The following is a 21,978-nucleotide window of genomic DNA, read 5'->3' as shown; positions in this document are numbered from 1 at the left end:
AACCAATGGATAACTTAGAAGAAATTGGATTCACATATGAATCCTCAAATAAACGAAATGCAGTGAGAGTAGATACGCATGGCTACCCTCTTGTATTTCATATTGACCGTGACACTCGTTTCAACTGCACTGATTTAAGTTTTACCGGCTGCTCTCTAGGAGACACCCCTCAATATGAATTAAATACTTCAATGAAGTTTGTTGTCACATATAAAGGTAAGAAGATCGGCGCACTCATTGCTAAGATGGTTTATGCGAGGACGGAATCCACCAGTTGGCAGTTTACTAAGACCCAAGAGAGCGTTCAGGAATTCATTGAAAAGTTTGTATTAGAAGTTCAAAAGATTGAACTTAAAAAAGAAGCTGAAAAAAGGCTGGCTGAAAAAGAAGCCGAATTTTTGGCTCAAGATGATGATGATCTTGAACCTAAATAAATTTCTTTAGACATAAAAAAAAACGACCTAATAAGGTCGTTTTTTTGATTAAAACTGACAACTTACAAGCTATCCAATCCAGCTCTTAAATCATTGATAATATCTTCGATATCTTCAAGACCTACTGAAATGCGTACCAAACCTTCAGCAATACCTGCCGCAGCTTTTTGTTCATCAGTTAAGCGTCCATGAGTGGTTGTCGCTGGATGCGTCACAAGCGTTTTCGTGTCGCCTAGATTACCAGTAATAGACATCAACTTAGTTCCATTTATTACCTTCCAAGCAGACACTCTTCCACCCTCAACAACAAATGATAATAAACCACCAAAATCTTTTTGCTGTTGCTTTGCTAACTCATGGTATTTATGACTAGCAAGGCCACCGTAATTTACCTTGATCACTTTGGGGTGAGATTCCAACCATTGAGCTAACTTCATTGCATTAGTAGAATGAGCCTTCATACGTAATGACAAGGTCTCTAGACCATTTAGTAGTGTCCATGCATTAAATGGACTCATTGCAGGCCCTGCACTTCTCATAAAGCCGGTAAATTGATCAACAATCTCTTGGCTAGAAATTAAAGCACCACCTAAACAGCGCCCTTGACCATCAATAAATTTAGTTGCTGACTGCATTACGATATCAGCACCTTGAGTAAGTGGATTTTGTAATGCCGGTGTCGCTACAACAGTATCGACACATAAGAGCGCATTTTTAGCATGACATATATCTGCGACTCTTTGCACATCAACTACTTCATACAGAGGGTTTGAAGGCGTTTCAAAGTAACAAAGACGCGTATTATCATCAACTAGCTTAGCCCAACCGTCATAATCAGTTGCATCAACATAAACAACATCAATACCAAATTTTGTGGTGTAAGCATCAAAGAACTTTATTGATGAACCAAAAATGTTTCTAGAGCAAACAACTCTGTCTCCAGATTTAAGCAAGGTATATGCTAGTGTCATTAATGCAGCCATACCAGAACTTGTCGCTATCGCTGCTTCACCTTTTTCTAGGCTGGCAAGTCGCTTTTCAAATAAAGCAACTGTTGGGTTTGTGAATCGAGAATATACGTTGCCATCCATATCACCACCAAACATAGCAGCAGCTTCTTCAGCGCTAGAGTAAGCAAAGCTAGAAGTCATAAAAATCGCTTCGCTATTTTCCTGCTCATTAGTTTGTTTGATACCAGCGTGAATCGCTTGGGTAGCATCTTTATATTCCGACATAATAAATTCCTAACACGGGATGGAGAGTAGAAAATCTCCAGAAAATCAAAAAAAATGAGATAAATAAGAGAGTTATCGAAAAACTCTCTTATTTATTAGAGGTTACTAGAATGGACGCATCATGTCATTTGATTGCGGTTGTGATTCTTGCTTTTGCGTGTCTTTTCTTGATGCTTCTAATCGATTTAAATAAGATTCATCAATATTGCCGGTTATATAATTACCGTCAAATACAGATGTATCAAACTCTCTTACATCCGAATGCTTTTCATCGATGCAAGCATTAATAAGATCATTCAGATCTTGGAAGATTAAACCGTCAGCACCTATTAATTCACAAATTTCGCCAACATCACGCTTATGTGCAATTAACTCTTCTGCCGCAGGCATATCAATACCATAGACATTTGGATAACGAACTTCAGGTGCAGCAGACGCGATATAAACTTTCTTAGCGCCGGCATCACGAGCCATCTCAATAATCTCTTTACTGGTGGTGCCTCGTACAATAGAGTCATCCACTAACAAAACAGCTTTATCTTTAAATTCAAATGGGACAGGGTTTAGTTTCTGACGCACTGATTTACGTCTAACCTCTTGACCTGGCATAATGAAAGTACGGCCGATGTAGCGATTTTTAACCAAGCCTTCTCGAAATGGAACCCCTATTTCTTGTGCTATTTGCAGTGCCGCAGTACGACTTGTATCTGGAATTGGAATGACCACATCTATATCTAAATCAGCCCATTCAACAGCAATCTTCTTCGCCAGTTTTTCACCCATATTTATACGAGCTTTATAAACAGAAATATTGTCGATAACTGTATCTGGTCGAGCAAAATAAACATACTCAAACAAGCAAGGGCGAGAGATTGTCTCAGGTGTACATTGTCTGAAATGAACCTGCTGATTTAGATCCATAAAGATGGCTTCACCAGGCTTAATATCACGCTCTACTTTAAATCCCGCTGCATCAAGAGCAACGCTCTCTGAAGCTATCATGTATTCAGTATCACCAGCTTCAGTAATACGTGAACCATAAATAAGAGGACGAATGCCATCAGGATCACGAAAAGCAAGTATGCCATAACCTGTAATCAGCGCGACAACGGCATAACCACCTTCAATTCGATTATAAACACGTTCAACCGCATTAAAGATATCATCAGGCTTAGGGATTAATTTACCTTCTTGATGTAATTCATGAGCAAGCACATTTAACAATACTTCTGAGTCAGAAGTGGTATTAATATGACGTAAATCTGATTCAAAAACTTCTTGTCCAAGCTTTTCTGTATTAGTCAGATTGCCATTATGAGCAAGTGAAATACCATAAGGTGAGTTGACATAGAAAGGCTGAGCCTCAGCAGAACTAGAAGTCCCAGCGGTTGGGTAACGAGCATGACCTATGCCTATATTACCCAGGAGCTTCTTCATGTGACGTGTTCTAAAAACTTCACTAACACTGCCATTATCTTTACGTAAACAAAGTTTACCATTATGGCTTGTCACCATACCTGCAGCATCTTGTCCACGATGCTGTAGTAAGGTTAACGCATCATAGATAGCCTGGTTAACCAATGAAGTACCCACGATACCAACTATACCGCACATGCTTAAATTCCTCGTGTTTGGGGTGGTGAAATTCACCTAAAACTCAAGAAACAGTTCTCGTTAAGCTGTTTGTTGGGATTCAATAAATCACAACAAACTTGTTACTTATTGAATCTGTTTCTCTAACTGCCAAGAGCGCGTTCTATGAGGGATGGATCTATATAATCCGAACCCTTGCCTAACACATCACGCGCCCAATCTTTAAGTACGACCAACTTGGGTACCAACTTAGAGTCTTTCCAAAAGTCTGTTTCAGTTACAACAGGACTTAAACTTAACAAAGATGTAAAGGCAACCAAAATAAGTGTGCCTCTAGCAAATCCAAACAACATTCCCAACACCCTATCTGTACTGGATAAGCCAGTAATCTTGATTAAGGAGCCGAGTAAAAAATTAATTAATGCGCCTACACATAAGCTTGCAACAAATAACGATGCGAATGCGACTATATAACGGATTTGATCATTTTGTACTTGATCAACAATAAGGCTTTGCATTTGAGATGAAAATTTCACGGCAATAACAAAGGCCAACACCCATGTTATTAAGGATAGTACTTCTTTAATAAAACCGCGTTTCAGGCTTAATAGCGTTGATAGTGTTATGACTGCGAAAACAACCCAATCAAGGGTCGCAATAGAACTAATCTGATCCATATTTGCCTCATCTAATCCGCAGTGAAGTTTACCAGAAGTCGATTAAATGCCAAGGCATAAAACTTTAAATAAATCTAATTTGCAGAATATTTAACGATGAAACCATCAAGAGAAAATTTCTTCTTAATCTCTTGTTTCAAAGACTCGGATCTTGATCGTTTAATTTCAGGGCCAACATAAACTTTAAACAAGGTTTTGGTTGTGATCGTGTAGGCAGGATAGTTAGCAGCTTGAAGCTTTTTAACAAGCGCATTAGCATTCTCTCTACTTTTAAAGCTAGCAATTTGAAGAGTCCATTTTGCCTTCTTGCTGGTTTTTTCTAATTTTTTTACAACGACAGGCGCCTTAACCTGTTTCTCTTCTTGTTTAGCTGGTTTAACAGGCTTAGAAGCAGGCTCATTTGACTTTGTATCAACACCTTTAGCTATTTCAACATCTTTTGCTTTCTCTAGCTTCTTAAACTCAACATGCTTATCGACACTAGGTAGAGGCTGCACAGGTTTAATGACAACCTCGGGTATAACTGGTGCTTTTGATACTTTGATAATTTGATCAAGTTCAGGCGGTCTTTCACCATCAAGAATAACGGGAAGTAATGCTGCGGCGGCAACTAGCATAATGCCAGCACCAATGAGCCTATGTGTAGAGCTTTTATCCAGCATTAATCCTGAACCTGTTTAAATTGAGTTAATATTTATCTTCGTGATGAGAAATACAATCAGCAACGGTTACAAACGAACCGAATACAATAATATTTGTATCATCTGTTCCAACATCTTCAATCGCTGCATCAAATGCTTGAGCAACATTTTCAAACTCTTTTGAAACATTTAAATATTGAGATAACTGAGCTGCACTAGCGCCTCTTGGCGCCTCCAAATCAGCTAAGTACCAGCGCTTAAAACTTCCTTTTAGGCAAGTTAATACTGATTCAATATCTTTATCGTGTAGCATTCCACAGACAGCAACAGCATCCTTATTGGATGCTTTAATTCTGCGCTGCAGTTCTTGAGCAGCCTCAGGGTTATGAGCGACATCTAAAATTACATTAGGTGATGTCATTAATGTTTGATAACGCCCAGTTAACTTTGCATCCAGCATTAATTTACTAAGGGTTTCAAACTCTAATGGAAAACCACTGTAACTTAAAATCGCTAAAACAGTAGCTGCATTCTCAACAGGTAAACTTGGAATAGGCAGATCAGTAACAGTTTGCCCATTACCTTGCCAAGACCATGTGCTATTCGTATTTAAGCTAAAGTGAAAATCACTCCCTTTTTGCTTTAAATTTGCACCTATTTCTTGAGCTTTTGCAGCTAAACTTTTAGGTGGGTTGTTAACACCACTAACCAAAAGCTTACCCCGTCTTGCGATACCTACCTTCTCTTCTGCAATCACTTCTAATGAATCGCCTAGCCAATCTATATGATCCAATGATATTGAAGTTACAGCAGTAATATCAGCATCTATCATATTAACTGAATCAAGACGACCACCTAAGCCAACCTCCAACACCCAGTAATCCAAGTTTGCATTAGAGAAAATATAAATGGCTGCTAGCGTATTAAACTCAAAATAAGTTAACGCTATATCACCTCTTATTTCTTCAATATGCGCAAAAGCTTGGCAAATAACTTCATCCGATACTGGTTCACCATCTATCGCAATTCGCTCATTAAAACGAACAAAATGAGGGGAAGTAAAAGTACCTACTGTTAAACTATTCAAGCCTAAAAAATGGGTTAAAAAGGTACAGGTTGAACCTTTGCCATTGGTACCAGAGATAGTGAAAATATCATTTTTTGGTCGATCGTAATTCAGCTTATCTAGTACAGCTGAACAACGATCTAAACCCAATTCTATATTATTTGGATGTTGGCTTTCTATATAAGAAAGCCATTCAGAAAGAGACTTAGGATGCATTAAATCAAGCAGCCTTATTAGTAAGGATAGATAGAATGTTATATAAACGATCGCGCAAATCATGACGCGATATAATCATATCTAGCGCACCTTTATCTAATAAGAACTCACTGCGCTGAAAACCTTCAGGAAGCTTTTCGCGAACAGTTTGTTCGATAACGCGAGGACCGGCAAAACCAATCAATGCATTTGGTTCTGCAACATTTAAATCACCCAACATTGCAAGAGAGGCTGAAACACCACCAAAGACTGGATCAGTCATAGCAGAAATATATGGAATGCCCTGCTGCTTCATACGCTCAAGACCAGCACTTGTCTTAGCCATTTGCATTAGAGAGATCAAAGCTTCTTGCATACGAGCACCACCACTTGCTGAAAAGCAAACTAATGGAATACGTTTTTCTAAACAAACATTAACAGCTTGGATAAAACGCTCACCTACAATTGAACCCATTGATCCACCTAGGAAGCTAAATTCAAAAGCAACAGCAACAATAGGCATGCCGTTGAGTGTGCCTTCTATCGCTACTAAGGCATCTTTTTCACCAGTATTTTTTTGCGCCGCAACTAAACGATCTTTATAACGCTTAGAATCTTTAAATTTCAACTTATCTTCTGGCTCTAAGTCAGACGCAATTTCAGTGCGGCCTTCCTGATCTAAGAATAAGTCTAAACGACGACGTGCACTTACACGCATATGATGATCGCATTTAGGGCAAACATCTAAATTCTTTTCTAACTCTGGACGGTACAAAACATTTTCACATTTTGGACACTTTTTCCAAAGACCTTCTGGTACTGAACTACGAGATTTTGCTTCACTTCTAAAGTTTGAAGGAACAAATTTATCTAGCCAACTACTCATTTAAACTCCAATTCTGTCTTTTAAACTAACTTAAACACTGTCCATGCTGGTACGCATAGGCGTTAAGATATTTGATAAAGCTTTAACAACTACGTCATTGGGTTGCGTTTGGTTATCTGCAATTGCATTCACCAAAACACTACCAACAATAACGCCATCAGCACATTGGCTAATAGCTTTTGCTGTTTCAGCATCACGAATACCAAAACCAACACCGATAGGTAGGTCAGTAATTTCTCTTAAACTTTCTACGTGCGAGCGAACACTGTCTACATCTAAAGCTGCAGAACCAGTAACCCCCTTCACTGACACGTAATAAACATAGCCCGAAGCCTGCTCGCAGATTTTTTTAGCTCTGCTTTTTGTTGTCGTCGGCGCTAATAAATAAATCAGATCAATATCATTCTGCGAAAAGCATTCTACTACATCTGTCGCTTCTTCTGGAGTCAGATCGACCAATAAAATACCGTCTACACCCGCTTCTTTTGCTGCTTTTGCAAATTTTTCATAACCAAAGAACTCAATTGGGTTTAAATAGCCCATTAAAACAACAGGTGTTGTATTATCTTTAGTTCTAAACTCCGCCACAATCTCAAGCACTTTAGCCACAGTAATACCAGCGGCCAAAGCTCTTTCGCATGCTAACTGGATAACAGGGCCATCTGCCATAGGGTCTGAGAAAGCCATTCCTAACTCAATAATACTACTGCCCGAAGCGACTAACCCATGCATAATATCAACTGTGTGTTTTGGACTCGGATCACCCGCCTCTACAAATGGAATCAATGCTTTTTTATTAGTACGCTTTAATTCAGCAAAACAGTTTTTTATACGATTCATTTTAAACCTCAACCCCATCTAGCTCAGCGACAGTTAAAATATCTTTGTCACCACGACCAGATAAATTCACAACAACGATTTGATCTTTATCCATAGTGGCAGCTAATTTCATACCATAAGCAACAGCGTGACTTGATTCTAATGCAGGCATAATTCCTTCTAGACGCGTTAAATCACGGAAACCGTCCATCGCTTCATCATCATTGATTGCGACATAATTAGCACGGCCAATATCTTTTAACCAAGCATGCTCTGGACCTACTCCAGGATAATCCAAACCTGCTGAAATAGAGTGAGTACCGCTAATCTGGCCATCTTCATCAGCCATAATATAAGTACGGTTACCATGAAGTACACCTGGTCTACCGGCTGTTAATGGCGCTGCGTGCTCACCTGTTTCAACACCATTACCGCCAGCTTCGACACCATACATAGCAACAGATTCATCCTGTATAAATGGGTGGAACATACCAATGGCATTTGAGCCGCCGCCAACACATGCAACGACAGCATCAGGTAAACGACCTTCCTGCTCAATGCATTGAACTTTAGTTTCACGTCCTATAACAGCTTGAAAGTCTCTTACCAATTTAGGGTAAGGGTGTGGGCCTGCTGCTGTGCCTATGATGTAAAAGGTATCATCAACATGACTAACCCAATGGCGCATTGCCTCATTCAAAGCATCTTTCAGAGTCTGTGTACCTGAATCTACAGGGATTACTTCTGCTCCTAGTAATTTCATGCGATAGACATTCAAGGATTGACGCTTAATATCTTCAGCACCCATGAATACTTTACAGTTTAATCCTAAGCGAGCCGCAACAGTTGCTGATGCAACACCATGTTGTCCAGCACCTGTTTCAGCAATAATATTTGGCTTACCCATATGCTTAGCTAAAAGCGCCTGGCCAATTGTATTATTGATCTTATGCGCACCTGTGTGATTAAGGTCTTCGCGCTTTAAATAGATTTTTGCTCCGCCAGCTTTTTCAGTCAGTCGTTCAGCAAAATATAGAGGTGACGGACGACCAACATAGTGAGCAAGATCTTTATCAAAAGCTGACTGAAACTCTTCATCTTTTGACATTTTCTCATAAAGCTCAGTTAGATCTTCCAACGCAGCCATTAGCGTTTCAGATACAAAAACACCACCATATTGACCAAAACGGCCATTTTGATCTGGTAGGTTATCAGCTATTTTATTGTCCACGTTTAGCTCCAGTTATAAATTGTTGTACTTTATTATGATCCTTAATGCCTTTTGATAACTCAACGCCCCCACTGACGTCGACTGCATAAGGTTGTACTTGTTCTACGGCCTGACGAATATTACTTACCGTTAATCCGCCTGCTAATATAATTGATTTGTTGGTATTTTTTGGCACCAACTCCCAGTTAAAGCTCTCCCCTGTACCACCGGGAACACCAGCTTTATATGCATCGAGTAAAATTGCACTTGCATCAGGATAGCTTTTAATTTCTAAATTAATATTGTCATCAGGTTTCACTCTTAGTGCCTTTATAAAAGTACGATTATACTTCTGACACTCTGCATTACTTTCATCCCCATGAAATTGAATTACCCATCGATCATTTTTTTCAATCACTGAGTGAATAAGCTCATATTCAGCATTAACAAATAACGCAACGGGCACAACAAAGGGAGGAAGCTGCTTAACTATTTCATTTGCTTTTTCAGGTTCTATATAGCGTGGAGATTTCTTATAAAAAACGAAACCTAGAGCATCAGCACCTTGCTCACACGCATGTAAGGCATCTTCTAGATTTGTAATACCACAAATTTTAACTCGGCAATTCATAACTTGGCTCTTCAAAATAAGGTAAAAAGTGCGGCCCTAGCGCTACCTTAGGAACTTTAAATTCTTTAGGGTATTCAGCATCGACAAAGTAGAGCCCTTCTGGTGGACCTGTTATCCCACCTTTTGTTCTATCTTTAGCAGCCAGCACTTCGCTTGCCCATGATACCTCTTCTTCACCAGCACCAATAGTCATTAAGACTCCAGCGAAATTACGTATCATATGATGTAAAAAAGCATTCGCCCTTATATCCAACACTATGTATTGACCAGACTGGTAAATTTGAAAATTTAAAATAGTACGAACGGGCGTATGAGCCTGACAACCAACCGCTCTAAAAGAACTAAAATCATGCTTACCAACAAACACCTTGGCAGCTTGTTGCATTTTAGTAATATCAAGCGTTTTGTGTGTCCAGGTCACCTCTTTAGACATAATGGCAGGACGTAAGGGATTGGAATAAATCACATAACGATAACGGCGACTAACAGCACTAAAACGAGCATGGAAGCTTGGATGCATATTCGCTGCTGCTACAACAGCAATATCTTTAGGTAAATTCGAATTTACACCAAGGGTCCAAGCCCTTTCACTACGCTCAACATCTGTTTCAAAATGAACCACTTGCGCACTGGCGTGAACACTAGCGTCTGTTCTACCGGCACATACTACTTTTACAGTATGTGCAGCTATTTTAGATAAAGCAGTTTCTAGATATTTTTGTACCGTTGGTACGTCATATTTTTGAGCTTGCCATCCTTTATATTCTGTTCCTTTATATTCAACAACTAACGCGACTTTCTTTTTACTCACTTGGTGACATCCGATCTATCATACTTTGAGACTCTGAAACTTGGGCTTCATTGCCTGAGGTAAGAACATCTTCAAGAATAACTCGAGCACCTTCTTCGTCACCCATATCCATATAGGCTCTCGCTAGGTCTAATTTTGTTGCAACTTCATCACCACTGGCATCGAAGAAGTCAAACTCTTCCTCTTCATCACTGGCTTCATCATCTTCTTTTGCATCTTCTTCTGTGAAGCTAGGAACGGCTAAATCATCATCTAGATCACTTTGCGCCTCTGTTAAAGACTCTTCAATGCTATTAGCTAGACTTTCATTCGGGTCTTCATCAAAGATCGCTGTTTCATCTATATCGTCTTGCTCTTCTGTGTCATTTAGAAGGTTGTTAACAAAGTCTGCTTCTTCAGAATCTTCAACGTCATCCGCTTCAAGGATATTTTGAGCGTCATCAAAAATATCTTCTTCTAACTCTGGTTCAGGTTCAATTGTTGGAATGTCTTCTTCATCAACAACCTCAAGGTCATCAACATCATCAATATCTAATCCAAAGTCTTCTTCAACTTCTTCTTTCGTTTCTTCTAGATCAAGATCATCCGCAAAAGCACTATCATCAAAGATGTCATCACCAAAAGCTTCATCACCGAACGATTCATCTTCAGCAGGTGTTTCTTCAACTGATTCATTGGCATCAAGGTCTTCAGCAAATGGATCATCTGCAATATCCATATCTAAGTCAGTATCGATATTAGCATCATCATCTACAGCACCATCAAAGTCGAAAGAGAAAGGATCGTCATCTTCCTCTTCCTTCTCTGGTTCAGGAGCCATTTCAGGTACTGCCGCTTCTGCAAGAGCAACAGGAGCAAGTGATTCGCTTGCTAAATCAAAATCACTTAACTCATCACCCTCTTCCTTTTTTTTTCCAGACTTCTTTATTAAGAAACCTATTAAGAAACCGAATACGAGAAGTAATACTGAGGCAATAGAGACAAATATAGGGTTCCCAAAGAAGCGATTAACAAAAGAAGCTTCTTCGGCCATTTCTTTCTCGCGTCTTAATTGATCTGCTTCAAGGAGTTGATCAACAGTGTTTTTCTGTTCTTGTAGCGCATTTTGTGCTGACATGAACTGCTGCTGCAATTCAGCAAGCTGAGCATCTTTAAGGCTGATGAGCTCTTCAAGAGTCGCCAATTGTGAGTTCAAGTCATTTAACTTCTGACCAAGCTCTACTTTTTCACGACTTTCTTTATCTAAATTTTCTTTCGTTGAAGATAGCTCTTGCTCAAGTTTAGCAATTTTTTCAGAACCACCGTCATTCGAACTTGCTGCGCCTTCTGGTAAAACACTCGCACCAGCAATTAATGACAGAGTATCCTCTGAAATGCCGCGTACTTTACTCGCTGGTTTTGAATTAGCTTGAGTATTTAATTGAGCAGACTCAATTTGCTTGGCAATACGACCATTTCGTTTCAAATCCATCCAAGCTTGATTTTGTTTTTCAAACTCTTGCTTAGACATTGCTTTGTTAAATAAAGCAATTTGTTCTTTTGTAGGAAGCCTTAGGATGGCTCCCTCTTTCATCAAGTTAATATTGTTGGCATAAAAAGCATCTTCATTTAATGCTTGGATTGCCATCATAGTTTGATAAACAGTTAACTGATTGTTTGGCTTATTTCTATCGGCAAGCGACCAAAGAGTATTACCTTGAGACGTTGTGTAAGTGCCTTCAGTAGGCATAGACTCTAATAAACTACGTGCATCAACAAATGTTGTTCTATTGATCGTATTGTTGGCTTTTGCAACCTTACTAGATTGCACAACTTCTCCACCACCGCTCTCAACAAGTACACTTTCTTTTAATGGTACCTTATAACCTCGAACAACCTTGCCACTTGGCCATCTAGCAGAAAGTACAAAGTCTAAGTTATCGACATCAAGCTTATCGCGACTAACAACATCAATGACTAACTTGCCATTACTTGGCTGTCTCACTTGAAATCTTAAGCGGGATAAAATTCTATTGGGGACTATTTCGGCTTGTCTGAATTCACTTTCACTACCAAGACGAATTCTAACTTCGTTTGGTTTTAGCGAATTAACATCTAATAATTGGATCTCAGCTTTAAAAGGCTCATCTGCCTTAGATATGGCGGTTAGCTCGCCAAGTTCTAGAGCATGTGCCGACGTAATGGATAGTGTGCTTGCCACAGCGATACTAACGAGCGTCTTCTTGAGCATAAGCTTCCCTTATTTCACCAAACTACTAATCAAAAGTATCATAAGTATCTTACAGGGATAGGGATTTATCAATAGCTTTAGAATCAATGGTTTGGCTAATCTTTGTGATTGAGCAAATACAAGCCAGTTTCCATTCTTTTTTGAGCCTGATTGTTGATATTTTAATCAAGGGCGCTGAATAAACTGTGATCGATACAAATAACCTTGTACATAATCAACCCCTAACTCCCTAGCGAAATCAAGATCACTCTCGGTTTCTATCCCTTCAAGTACAATTTTTTTATCTGATTGTCGTCCAAACTCAATCATTTTCTTAGTAAAAAGCATAAAACGTTCATCATCTGCCTTTTTGACCACATGCTTATCTAGCTTAATCACATCAACTAACTGCATAACCGATACTGATATCATTGATTTTGGATTGCATAAATCATCTATTGCCGTCCCTATATCGTATGCTGCTAATGTTTCGATCATAGACAAACTCATTAGTGCATCATTTAGCTCAGAGTTTTCGATTAACTCAACCATCACCTGGTTTTGCTTGTGAGAGCGAATTAATTGCACGAATGGATTATCTATTCCAGTAACACCACTCGCAAAAAAAGCATCCTGATCTAAATTCACAAAGATTGTCTTATCTAATGGAGCATGCTCAAGTTGAATCTTCTTTTGTTCATATTCAACCTGATAAAGGCTTAGCAGGTTATGATGTAATGAAGCATAGACGAGGTCCGGCCTCAATGACTCACCAGTTGCTGTGTAAAATCTTGATAGCGCTTCATAAGCAATAATTTCACCTGTTAATACACAAACGATAGGCTGATACTCAACGCCATAACGCTTATTCTGTAACAGATCCAAAACCAACTGATTACTTAATGAACTCATCCAAAATCCCAACTAAATCAACATTCTACCTTTATAGATAGTAACAAACCCTTACCTTAATGACACTCATTCTCACGAAAAAAGACGCTGCTAAGTTTCGCCATTATCAGCTAGATCAATAAAGTGAGTGATTTTTTAACCTACAAGTTATACCAACCTTCTCTCTAACAACTTTAACAAGAACATGGCCGATATTAGTGACATGAAGTTATTGCTTCGAAAGCCAAAACAAATATTCAGATTGTGCTTCTTATCACTCAAAACACAAACCTATGAAACTTGATCATAGATCCATGAAATAAAATCGATTTTTTTCATGCTTTAAAAACCTTATAAATTATTCATCGCTTCACACAAAAGTGAAAATCAATGCGCATTTAACTAACACTTCTCCTTCAAGTGTTCATTGCTAATAAAGTTAAATGCTCAAAGAAGAGTACAGCAGGCCTCACAAAGGCTTATTTTAAATTCAGGATATATTGCAGAAAAATGGATACCAGATGAACACAAATAACGCTTTCAATTTTTCAATTAGAAAGGCTTGTCTTGATGAGAACTATCAGCCATCAGACAAGACTCGCATTACAACAAACTTTGCCAACTTGGCTAGAGGTGAGCATCGTCAGCAAAATTTACGCAACGCCCTAAGCATGATCAACAATAGCTTTAATGCATTAGCCAATTGGGACAATCCTAAGGGCAATCGCTATTCTGTTGAACTTGAAATAGTTTCTGTTGATATGAATATTGAAGGCATTAACCATAGCTTCCCTAGCATTGAAGTTTTAAAAACCAATATTTTAGACAAGCAGACTAATAAATATATTGAGGGCATAGTAGGAAACAACTTTTCATCCTACGTTAGAGATTATGATTTCAGTGTTTTATTACCCAATCATAATAAAGACAAAAACAAATTTACTGTCCCTAATAATTTTGGCGACTTGCACGGAAAGCTTTTTAAATATTTCGTTAACTCTGATACCTACAAACAACATTTTATTAAGCAACCAGTTATTTGCCTTAGTGTTTCAGACAGTAAGACCTATCATAGATGCGAAAATCAACACCCATTACTGGGCTATGAATATCAAGCCAACGAAACATCTCTAACTGAGCAATACTTCAAAAAAATGGGGTTACAAGTTCGTTATTTCATGCCACCAAATAGCGCAGCACCTTTGGCATTTTATTTTTTTGGCGACTTACTAAACGACTACTCCAATCTTGAGCTGATTAGCACTATCAGCACAATGGAGACCTTTCAAAAAATCTATCGCCCTGAAATCTATAATGCCAACGCGGTTGCAGGTAGCTGCTATCAACCAAACCTTAACAACCTAGATCATTCAATAACTCAAATTGTTTATGATCGTGAAGAAAGAAGCAAGCTAGCGATTAAACAAGGCAAGTTCGCTGAAGAAAACTTCATTAAACCTTATCAATCTAAACTAGAACAATGGTCGGCTAACTTCGCACTTTAATTGCCTTGACACAGAGTACTTATATTATGAATACAAACAAAACCCTGCCATTGCTACCAACATCAACGGCTGGCAGTTTACCTAAACCTTCATGGATTGCTCAGCCTGAAGCACTTTGGTCCCCTTGGAAGCTACATGGGGAAGACTTAATTGACGGCAAAAAAGATGCACTTCGTGTTTCATTACAAGAACAACAGCAAGCCGGTATAGATATAGTTAGCGACGGAGAACAAAGTCGCCAACACTTTGTAACCACTTTTATTGAACATCTATCAGGCGTTGATTTTGAGCGACGTAAAATTGTAAAAATACGAGATAGATATGATGCTAGCGTCCCCACTGTTGTTGATAAGGTTTCTCGACTTAAGCCTGTTTTTATTGAAGATGCTAAATTTTTACGCCAACAAACTAATAAACCGATCAAATGGGCTTTGCCGGGCCCAATGACCATGATAGACACCCTGTATGACGATCATTATCATAGTCGAAAGAAGCTTGCTTGGGAGTTTGCAAAGATATTAAACCAAGAAGCAAAAGAGCTAGAAGCTGTCGGAGTAGATATTATCCAGTTTGATGAACCTGCTTTTAATGTATTTTTCGAAGAAGTGAACGACTGGGGAATCGATTGCTTAGAAAGAGCCATAGAAGGCCTTAAATGTGAAACAGCCGTACACATTTGTTATGGCTATGGCATTAAAGCAAATACAGATTGGAAAAAAACATTAGGTACTGAGTGGCGCCAATATGAAGAGGTTTTTCCAAAACTTCAAACATCTAATATCGACATCATTTCGTTAGAATGCCATAACTCAAAAGCCCCAATAGAGTTACTTGAGCTTGTTCGTGGCAAAAAAGTCATGGTTGGTGCCATTGATGTTGCAACAAACACTATAGAGACACCAGATGAAGTTGCTCACACACTTCGTGAAGCACTCAAATATGTTGATGCTGATAAACTTTATCCTTCAACAAATTGCGGCATGACACCTTTATCTCGACAGGTTGCAAGAGATAAATTAAATGCGCTAAGTGCGGGGGCTGAAATAATTAGAAAAGAGATTCTATCTAGAAACTCATAAAGGTACTCTTCATGGCTTGGCTTATAAAAACATTAAGCCAAGCCTTTTTCATAGAATCAATTTATCTTACAAGTACACATCTTGAACCATCCCTTAACAAAGGTTGGATCAAATAATTTCACTTAAATGAACGCCTCAATTTTTGCTACCACCCCCCCCTTCTCACTCAAAGAACTAAAAGATGAATAAAAATGATAGTATTTTAGAATCGATGAGTTTTACTCATGAAATTATATATTGGAGCCAACCAGTGCTTGAAAGAATCCACTTAGAAATACTAACCGCCATTAAAGAACATGGAACCCTCACCAAGGCTGCAGATTCATTATATTTATCTCAATCAGCGCTCAGTCACAGCATAAAAAAACTAGAAGGCCAGATAGCCACTCCAATATGGAAAAAAGATGGACGAAATTTACGACTAACTACAGCCGGTGAGCGCATTCAAACCCTTGCCAACAGAGTTTTACCTCAATTTTCACACACAGAGCTATTACTGAAACAAATCGCTAAAGGCGAGGCTGGTGCTCTGCGTATTGGCATGGAGTGCCACCCTTGTTATCAATGGCTACTCAGAGTGATACAACCTTATCTGGAGCAATGGCCAGATATAGATATGGATGTAAAACAAGAATTCCAATTTGGTGCTTTAGGCGCATTACTAAGTTATGAGATTGATGTACTTATAACCCCCGACCCTCTTTATAGACCAAAAATTGAGTACATTCCTGTTTTTGACTATGAGCATAAACTTGTTGTGAGTGAAACCCATAAACTTGCAGACCAAGCATATGTTTTACCCGAACAACTTACTCAAGAGGTTTTATTTAGTTACCCTGTTGAACCTGAAAGACTTGATGTTTTCAGTCAATTTCTTAGTCCAGCAAAGTCCACAGTAAAAAAACATAAATACATTGAAACAACGGAAATCATGCTGCAAATGGTCGCAGCCGGACGTGGTGTTTGCGCCCTACCAGGTTGGCTAGTAGATGAATACGCTAAAACAATGCCCATAAAGAGTATTCGCTTTGGGGAAAATGGTATCAGCAAACAGATTTTTGTTGGCGTTAGAAAAGATGAGCAGCATATCAATTATTTAAAAGACTTTATCACCCAAGCTCAAAAGACAAAATAATCAATTCTAGAAGCTAAGCTTGCTTAGAGATCAAGCACTTTGAAATAACTGAATATCAACATTAGCCGACTAGAGTTTAAATAATAAAGCTATTATTTAGACATAAAAAAACCCGAATACTGATATTCGGGTTTTTATTATGATATTGGGTTTCAGAATAAGAGCCTAGCTCTTACATCATGCCGCCCATACCACCCATTCCGCCCATGCCGCCCATATCAGGCATAGCAGCAGCTTCTTCTTTCGGGATATCTGCAATCATAGCTTCAGTCGTGATCATAAGACCAGCAACAGAAGATGCAGCTTGAAGTGCTGAACGAGTTACTTTCGCTGGATCTAGGATACCCATTTCAAGCATATCGCCGTAGTTACCAGTTGCAGCGTTGTAACCATAGTTACCTTCACCTTGCTTAACTTTATCTACAACAACAGAGGCTTCGTCACCTGCGTTTGTTGCAATCTGACGCATAGGCGCCTCCATTGCACGTAACGCTAGTTGAGCACCAACTTCTTGGTCTTCGTTGTCAGTTTCGATAGCTGAAACAGTTGAAAGTGCGCGAACAAGAGCAACACCACCACCAGCAACGACACCTTCTTCAACTGCTGCGCGAGTTGCGTGAAGCGCATCATCAACACGTGCTTTCTTCTCTTTCATTGCAATTTCAGTTGCCGCACCAATCTTGATAACTGCAACGCCACCAGCAAGCTTAGCAACACGTTCTTGCAACTTCTCTTTATCGTATTCAGAAGTTGAAGATTCAATTTCAGCACGGATCTGAGCTACACGACCTTGAATTGTCGCTTCATTACCAGCACCATCAACAATTGTTGAGCTTTCTTTTGTCAAAGTTACACGCTTAGCTGTACCAAGTTGCTCAAGAGTCGCTGTTTCTAGGCTCATACCAACTTCTTCAGAAATCACTTCACCACCTGTTAGGATAGCAATATCTTGAAGCATCGCTTTACGACGATCACCAAAACCAGGTGCTTTAACGGCTGCAACTTTAACAATGCCACGCATGCTGTTTACAACTAGTGTTGCTAACGCTTCACCTTCAACATCTTCAGCAATAATTAAAAGAGGACGTGACGCTTTAGCAACACCTTCTAGAATTGGTAGCAAATCACGAATGTTTGTGATCTTTTTATCAACCATAAGGATGAATGGGTTTTCCAAATCAGCACTCATAGTTTCTTGGTTGTTGATGAAGTATGGAGAAAGGTAACCGCGGTCAAACTGCATACCTTCAACTACATCTAGCTCATCATCAAAACCAGAACCTTCTTCTACAGTGATAACGCCTTCTTTACCAACACGTTCCATTGCTTCAGCAATGATTTTACCTACACTTGAATCAGAGTTAGCAGAAATAGTACCAACCTGCTCTACTGCTTTTGTATCTGCACATGGTTGAGATTGTGAAGCGATTTGCGCTACAACAGCTTGAGTTGCTTTATCGATACCACGCTTAAGATCCATTGGATTACGACCCGCAGCAACAGACTTAAGACCTTCAGTAACAAGTGCTTGAGCTAGAACAGTCGCAGTTGTTGTACCATCACCAGCAACATCGTTTGCTTGTGAAGCAACTTCTTTAACCATTTGAGCACCCATGTTCTCAAAGCGGTTTTCTAATTCGATTTCTTTCGCTACAGATACACCATCTTTAGTTACTAGAGGCGCACCGAAAGATTTTTCAATTACTACGTTACGACCTTTTGGTCCAAGAGTAACTTTTACAGCATCAGCCAAAACATTTACGCCTTTAAGCATTTGCTGGCGTGCGCTATCACTAAACTTAACTTCTTTAGCAGACATCTTTATTTCCTAAAATTCGATTATTTATTATTTATTTACGTATTAGGCTTAAAACTTAGCCGATAATGCCGTAGATCTCTTCTTCTTTCATGATCAAAAGTTCTTCACCATCTAGTTTGATGGTTTGACCTGAGTACTGACCAAAAACAACAGTTTCGCCAACGCTTACAGCTAGTGCAGCAACTTCACCGTTTGACTGAATACGACCAGTACCTACTGCAACAACTTCACCTTGTGTTGGTTTTTCAGTTGCTGAACCTGGTAAAACAATACCAGAAGCTGTTGTTGTTTCTTCTTCTTTACGACGTACAACAACACGATCGTGTAACGGACGAATATTCATTGATCTTTTTCTCCAATATTAAATCAATACCAAGTTTTCTTGGTTTTTTAAAGCCTACCTAAAAGCAGGAGTTTGTTACTGTTTTTTGATAATGAGGCTGCCAAAATGCTTTTCAACCCCATAGTTAAAATTATTTTTTATCTAGCATGTCTTTGTCTTCATTACGGTATTCACCTTCAAAGGTGTCCCCACCTTGGTCAAAGGCAGATCCGTTTTTATTCCAAGCAGCATGCATATTGACACGGCTACTAATAAATTTGACCAAAAATATTGCTGCTATGCTTTTTCGAAACATTGGTAACAACAATAAAGCGCCAATTGTGTCAGAAACAAAGCCAGGTACAAGTAAACATACACCAGCTAAGCCCAGCATAAGGCCCTCTAACATTTCATTAGCTGGCAATGCACCTTGACGAATTTTTTCTTGAGCACGCATCATGGTTTGCGCACCTTGCTTTCGAATGAGGTTGACGCCTAAAATGGCAGTTAAGAAAACTAAAGCAATTGTTGTTAGTGTTCCAATTTGACTTCCCACTTCAATTAAAAGCATCATTTCGACAATTGGAAATAATATAAAAACAATCAGTGCAATTCGCATATATACCTTCTCTTAAACATTCTTTATTTCTATGTAAGGCCGAACCATGAGTAATCAAGCGATGGAGCAGTTTAAATTAATATTATTCACTCAATTACATCACATACCCAAAGGTGAATTAATTACTTATGGTGGTCTAGCAAAACGTTCAGGGCAAGCTAATTATGCGAGGCAAGTTGGCAGGATACTCAAAATGTTGCCAAAAGACACAGAGTTACCTTGGTTTAGAGTCGTTAAATCTAACTTTGAGATCGCTTTTGAACAAGATTCTGACGCATACAACAGACAAAAAGCACACCTTGAGGAAGAAGGCTGGCTAATAAAAGGTCAAAAAATCAAAAAAGCTTAGTGAAACTAAGATAAAAAAAAGCCCGACTCAAAAAGAGTATCAAACAAATCGTAGCATTGTCGTAATCTAAGTACTTTTCGAGAGACTGCAGCATAAGATATCGTTTTTCTGGAGCTTCACGTAGATATTATTCAAGCATTCAAAAAGCATACCCTAAAAGCCTTATCTATAAAGTTGGTAGCCTTATCAAAAGAATAACCATTCAGTTACCTCCCTCACCATAAATTTAAAGATTTTATAAACGCAATAAAGCGAGAAGACTTATTCGCAAATTTTCTTAACGCCCTATTCTTTTAAGGCATAAAAAAACGCACCTAATGGTGCGTTTTTTTAAATCACAATAACTTAGTCTCTAAAGTTTGTGAATTGAACAGGTACATCTAATTCTGCACCTTTCAATAACGCCATAACTTGCTGCAAGTCATCACGCTTCTTACCTGTTACACGAAGCTGTTCACCTTGAATTTGAGCTTGTACTTTCAGTTTGGCGTCTTTAATCATCTTAACCATTTTCTTGGCAGCAGGCGCTTCGATGCCTTCCTTAACCGTGATTGGTTGGCTAACACGCATATTACCAAGGGTAGCATCACCTCTTTCAAGGCTTTTAAGGTCGATACCACGCTTTACCATTTTTTGAAAAAGCATTTCAAACATTTGCTGAAGTTGCGGTTCAAATTGCGCTTCCATTACAATTGATTTGTCTTTGACAACAAACTTAGCTTCTACACCTTTAAAGTCATAACGGGTTCCAAGCTCACGATTAGCTTGATCTACAGCATTTGACACTTCGTGCCAATCCAGTTCATTCACCACATCAAAAGAAGGCATTTTTCACTCCTGTCATTTTAAATCTTATTAATTGCGGCGATAATAACAGTAAATTTTATTAATTACAGTGATTTAAACAGGATTATTAACTTTGAAAGGCAACAACGAAAATTGGTTGATCATAGGTGCTGGTGCCATTGGGTTACTCTGGTATAGCAAGCTTGCTGACCTTAAAATTAGCGTTACCTTATTGCATAGAAGCGTACAAAAGCTTGAAACATTAATCCTTGAGAATAATCTAGGTGCAAAAAGCTACCCGCTTAAGGAGTTAAGTAATTCATGGTTGAATAATGGCAACACTGAGCAGACGTTCAATCGTATATTGTTTTGCACCAAATCTTTCGACCTAATTAATGCCTATAAAGAAAACATGGCGAAGATTAGCCCTGACGCCCAACTTATCACACTATGTAACGGCATGGGCTCTCAACACCAACTCGCAGAGATACTTAAGCCCACACAAACACTCTTTATTGCAACGACAAGTGAAGGCGCGCTTAAGCTTGCACCTAATAAAATTAAAAGAACAGGTGAAGGTGACATTTATATTGGTGCTTTAGATCACTCAAAACGGCCACCACAGCCATTTTCTCGCTTTTATACAGGCGATATAGTTAAGAAGCTTTATTCAAAGCTTGCAGTGAATGCAGTTATTAATCCATTAACTGCATTTTTCGATATTAAAAATGGTCAACTTTTGAATGCTCAGTATTCCCACTTCTATCTAGCTTGCCGTGATGAGGTATGCAACTTTTTAGTTGCTAAGGGTTTTGTGCAATCAGACTTAGCTAATCTGATTGATCAAGTTGTTGAAAAAACGGCTCAGAACCGTTCATCCATGCTGCAAGACTTTTCTTCTCAACGCGAAACTGAGATTGACTATATTTGCGGATTTCTAATTGCTGAGGTCGATAAAACTGAATTACGGCTACCAATTCAGTCGTTTTTACTTGAATGCATCAAGAAAAAGCTGGATCACACCAAAAAGCTTAATGAGCTATCTGGCTTAATCTCCTTTTAGCAA

At 38.8% G+C, this 21,978-nt stretch carries 22 protein-coding genes; 6 read left to right on the top strand and 16 right to left on the bottom strand.

Going from position 1 to position 21,978, the window contains the following annotated elements:
- The first annotated feature begins 5 nt into the window (after window positions 1-5).
- Window positions 6-434, top strand: a complete 429-nt coding sequence (locus TW85_RS12160) for a PilZ domain-containing protein (RefSeq protein ID WP_046017378.1) — start codon at window positions 6-8, stop codon at window positions 432-434.
- 62 nt (window positions 435-496) lie between these two features.
- On the opposite strand, the gene TW85_RS12155 is transcribed toward TW85_RS12160, so the two are convergent.
- The 12 genes from TW85_RS12155 to TW85_RS12100 all read right to left on the bottom strand — a co-directional run bounded on the left by TW85_RS12155 (window position 497) and on the right by TW85_RS12100 (window position 13,319).
- Window positions 497-1,669: an O-succinylhomoserine sulfhydrylase gene (locus TW85_RS12155; protein WP_046017377.1), complete on the bottom strand. Its 1,173-nt coding sequence runs from the start codon at window positions 1,667-1,669 to the stop codon at window positions 497-499.
- 105 nt (window positions 1,670-1,774) lie between these two features.
- Window positions 1,775-3,283, bottom strand: a complete 1,509-nt coding sequence (gene purF, locus TW85_RS12150; RefSeq protein ID WP_046017376.1) for an amidophosphoribosyltransferase — start codon at window positions 3,281-3,283, stop codon at window positions 1,775-1,777.
- 122 nt (window positions 3,284-3,405) lie between these two features.
- Window positions 3,406-3,939 carry a CvpA family protein gene (locus TW85_RS12145; RefSeq protein ID WP_046017375.1) on the bottom strand — a complete coding sequence of 178 codons (534 nt, stop codon included), beginning with the start codon at window positions 3,937-3,939 and terminating at the stop codon, window positions 3,406-3,408.
- Between the two features lie 74 nt (window positions 3,940-4,013).
- Window positions 4,014-4,601 carry an SPOR domain-containing protein gene (locus tag TW85_RS12140; protein ID WP_046017374.1) on the bottom strand — a complete coding sequence of 196 codons (588 nt, stop codon included), beginning with the start codon at window positions 4,599-4,601 and terminating at the stop codon, window positions 4,014-4,016.
- Between the two features lie 25 nt (window positions 4,602-4,626).
- The gene (gene folC, locus TW85_RS12135) at window positions 4,627-5,862 is read right to left on the bottom strand and encodes a bifunctional tetrahydrofolate synthase/dihydrofolate synthase (RefSeq protein WP_046017373.1); all 1,236 of its coding nucleotides are present in this window, start codon (window positions 5,860-5,862) and stop codon (window positions 4,627-4,629) included.
- A 4-nt stretch (window positions 5,863-5,866) separates the two neighbouring features.
- Complete coding sequence (accD, locus tag TW85_RS12130; RefSeq protein WP_046017372.1) at window positions 5,867-6,727, bottom strand: acetyl-CoA carboxylase, carboxyltransferase subunit beta; 861 nt, start codon at window positions 6,725-6,727, stop codon at window positions 5,867-5,869.
- Between the two features lie 30 nt (window positions 6,728-6,757).
- On the bottom strand, window positions 6,758-7,567 hold the full coding sequence (gene trpA / locus TW85_RS12125) for a tryptophan synthase subunit alpha (protein ID WP_046017371.1): 810 nt from the start codon (window positions 7,565-7,567) through the stop codon (window positions 6,758-6,760).
- 1 nt (window position 7,568) lies between these two features.
- Window positions 7,569-8,777: a tryptophan synthase subunit beta gene (gene trpB / locus TW85_RS12120; protein ID WP_046017370.1), complete on the bottom strand. Its 1,209-nt coding sequence runs from the start codon at window positions 8,775-8,777 to the stop codon at window positions 7,569-7,571.
- Entirely contained in the window at window positions 8,767-9,387 is a 621-nt protein-coding gene (locus TW85_RS12115; RefSeq protein ID WP_046017369.1) for a phosphoribosylanthranilate isomerase, read from the bottom strand. The genes trpB and TW85_RS12115 overlap by 11 nt, the downstream gene beginning before the upstream one ends.
- The gene (truA, locus tag TW85_RS12110; protein ID WP_046017368.1) at window positions 9,371-10,198 is read right to left on the bottom strand and encodes a tRNA pseudouridine(38-40) synthase TruA; all 828 of its coding nucleotides are present in this window, start codon (window positions 10,196-10,198) and stop codon (window positions 9,371-9,373) included. Before truA ends, TW85_RS12115 begins: the two co-directional genes overlap by 17 nt.
- Window positions 10,191-12,428, bottom strand: coding sequence for a FimV/HubP family polar landmark protein (locus TW85_RS12105; protein ID WP_046017367.1), 2,238 nt, complete (start codon window positions 12,426-12,428; stop codon window positions 10,191-10,193). Before TW85_RS12105 ends, truA begins: the two co-directional genes overlap by 8 nt.
- Window positions 12,429-12,593: 165 nt before the next feature.
- A complete protein-coding gene (locus TW85_RS12100; RefSeq protein WP_046017366.1) occupies window positions 12,594-13,319 on the bottom strand; it encodes an EAL domain-containing protein in 726 nt (241 codons plus the stop codon).
- Window positions 13,320-13,819: 500 nt separating this feature from the next.
- On the opposite strand from TW85_RS12100, the gene TW85_RS12095 reads away from it, so the two are divergent.
- The 3 genes from TW85_RS12095 (at window position 13,820) to TW85_RS12085 (ending at window position 17,017) form a co-directional block, all read left to right on the top strand.
- Window positions 13,820-14,803: a DUF1852 domain-containing protein gene (locus TW85_RS12095; RefSeq protein ID WP_046017365.1), complete on the top strand. Its 984-nt coding sequence runs from the start codon at window positions 13,820-13,822 to the stop codon at window positions 14,801-14,803.
- Window positions 14,804-14,829: 26 nt separating this feature from the next.
- Window positions 14,830-15,882 carry a methionine synthase gene (locus TW85_RS12090; RefSeq protein ID WP_046017364.1) on the top strand — a complete coding sequence of 351 codons (1,053 nt, stop codon included), beginning with the start codon at window positions 14,830-14,832 and terminating at the stop codon, window positions 15,880-15,882.
- A gap of 181 nt (window positions 15,883-16,063) precedes the next feature.
- Entirely contained in the window at window positions 16,064-17,017 is a 954-nt protein-coding gene (locus TW85_RS12085) for a LysR family transcriptional regulator (RefSeq protein WP_343251976.1), read from the top strand.
- Window positions 17,018-17,189: 172 nt separating this feature from the next.
- Here TW85_RS12085 and groL read toward each other — a convergent pair whose 3' ends face one another.
- The 3 genes from groL to TW85_RS12070 form a co-directional block, all read right to left on the bottom strand.
- On the bottom strand, window positions 17,190-18,836 hold the full coding sequence (gene groL, locus TW85_RS12080; RefSeq protein WP_046017363.1) for a chaperonin GroEL: 1,647 nt from the start codon (window positions 18,834-18,836) through the stop codon (window positions 17,190-17,192).
- A 55-nt stretch (window positions 18,837-18,891) separates the two neighbouring features.
- Entirely contained in the window at window positions 18,892-19,179 is a 288-nt protein-coding gene (locus TW85_RS12075) for a co-chaperone GroES (protein WP_046017362.1), read from the bottom strand.
- 130 nt (window positions 19,180-19,309) lie between these two features.
- Complete coding sequence (locus TW85_RS12070; RefSeq protein WP_046017361.1) at window positions 19,310-19,777, bottom strand: FxsA family protein; 468 nt, start codon at window positions 19,775-19,777, stop codon at window positions 19,310-19,312.
- 46 nt (window positions 19,778-19,823) lie between these two features.
- On the opposite strand from TW85_RS12070, the gene TW85_RS12065 reads away from it, so the two are divergent.
- Window positions 19,824-20,126: an MGMT family protein gene (locus TW85_RS12065; RefSeq protein ID WP_052702124.1), complete on the top strand. Its 303-nt coding sequence runs from the start codon at window positions 19,824-19,826 to the stop codon at window positions 20,124-20,126.
- A gap of 345 nt (window positions 20,127-20,471) precedes the next feature.
- Here the strand turns inward: TW85_RS12065 and TW85_RS12060 are convergent, their stop codons facing one another.
- Complete coding sequence (locus TW85_RS12060) at window positions 20,472-20,954, bottom strand: YajQ family cyclic di-GMP-binding protein (protein WP_046017360.1); 483 nt, start codon at window positions 20,952-20,954, stop codon at window positions 20,472-20,474.
- Between the two features lie 91 nt (window positions 20,955-21,045).
- On the opposite strand from TW85_RS12060, the gene TW85_RS12055 reads away from it, so the two are divergent.
- Complete coding sequence (locus tag TW85_RS12055) at window positions 21,046-21,975, top strand: 2-dehydropantoate 2-reductase (protein ID WP_046017359.1); 930 nt, start codon at window positions 21,046-21,048, stop codon at window positions 21,973-21,975.
- Window positions 21,976-21,978 lie beyond the last annotated feature (3 nt).

Source organism: Marinomonas sp. S3726 (assembly GCF_000967665.1).
Classification (GTDB): domain Bacteria; phylum Pseudomonadota; class Gammaproteobacteria; order Pseudomonadales; family Marinomonadaceae; genus Marinomonas.
This window is presented reverse-complemented; position numbering and strand designations above follow the sequence as displayed.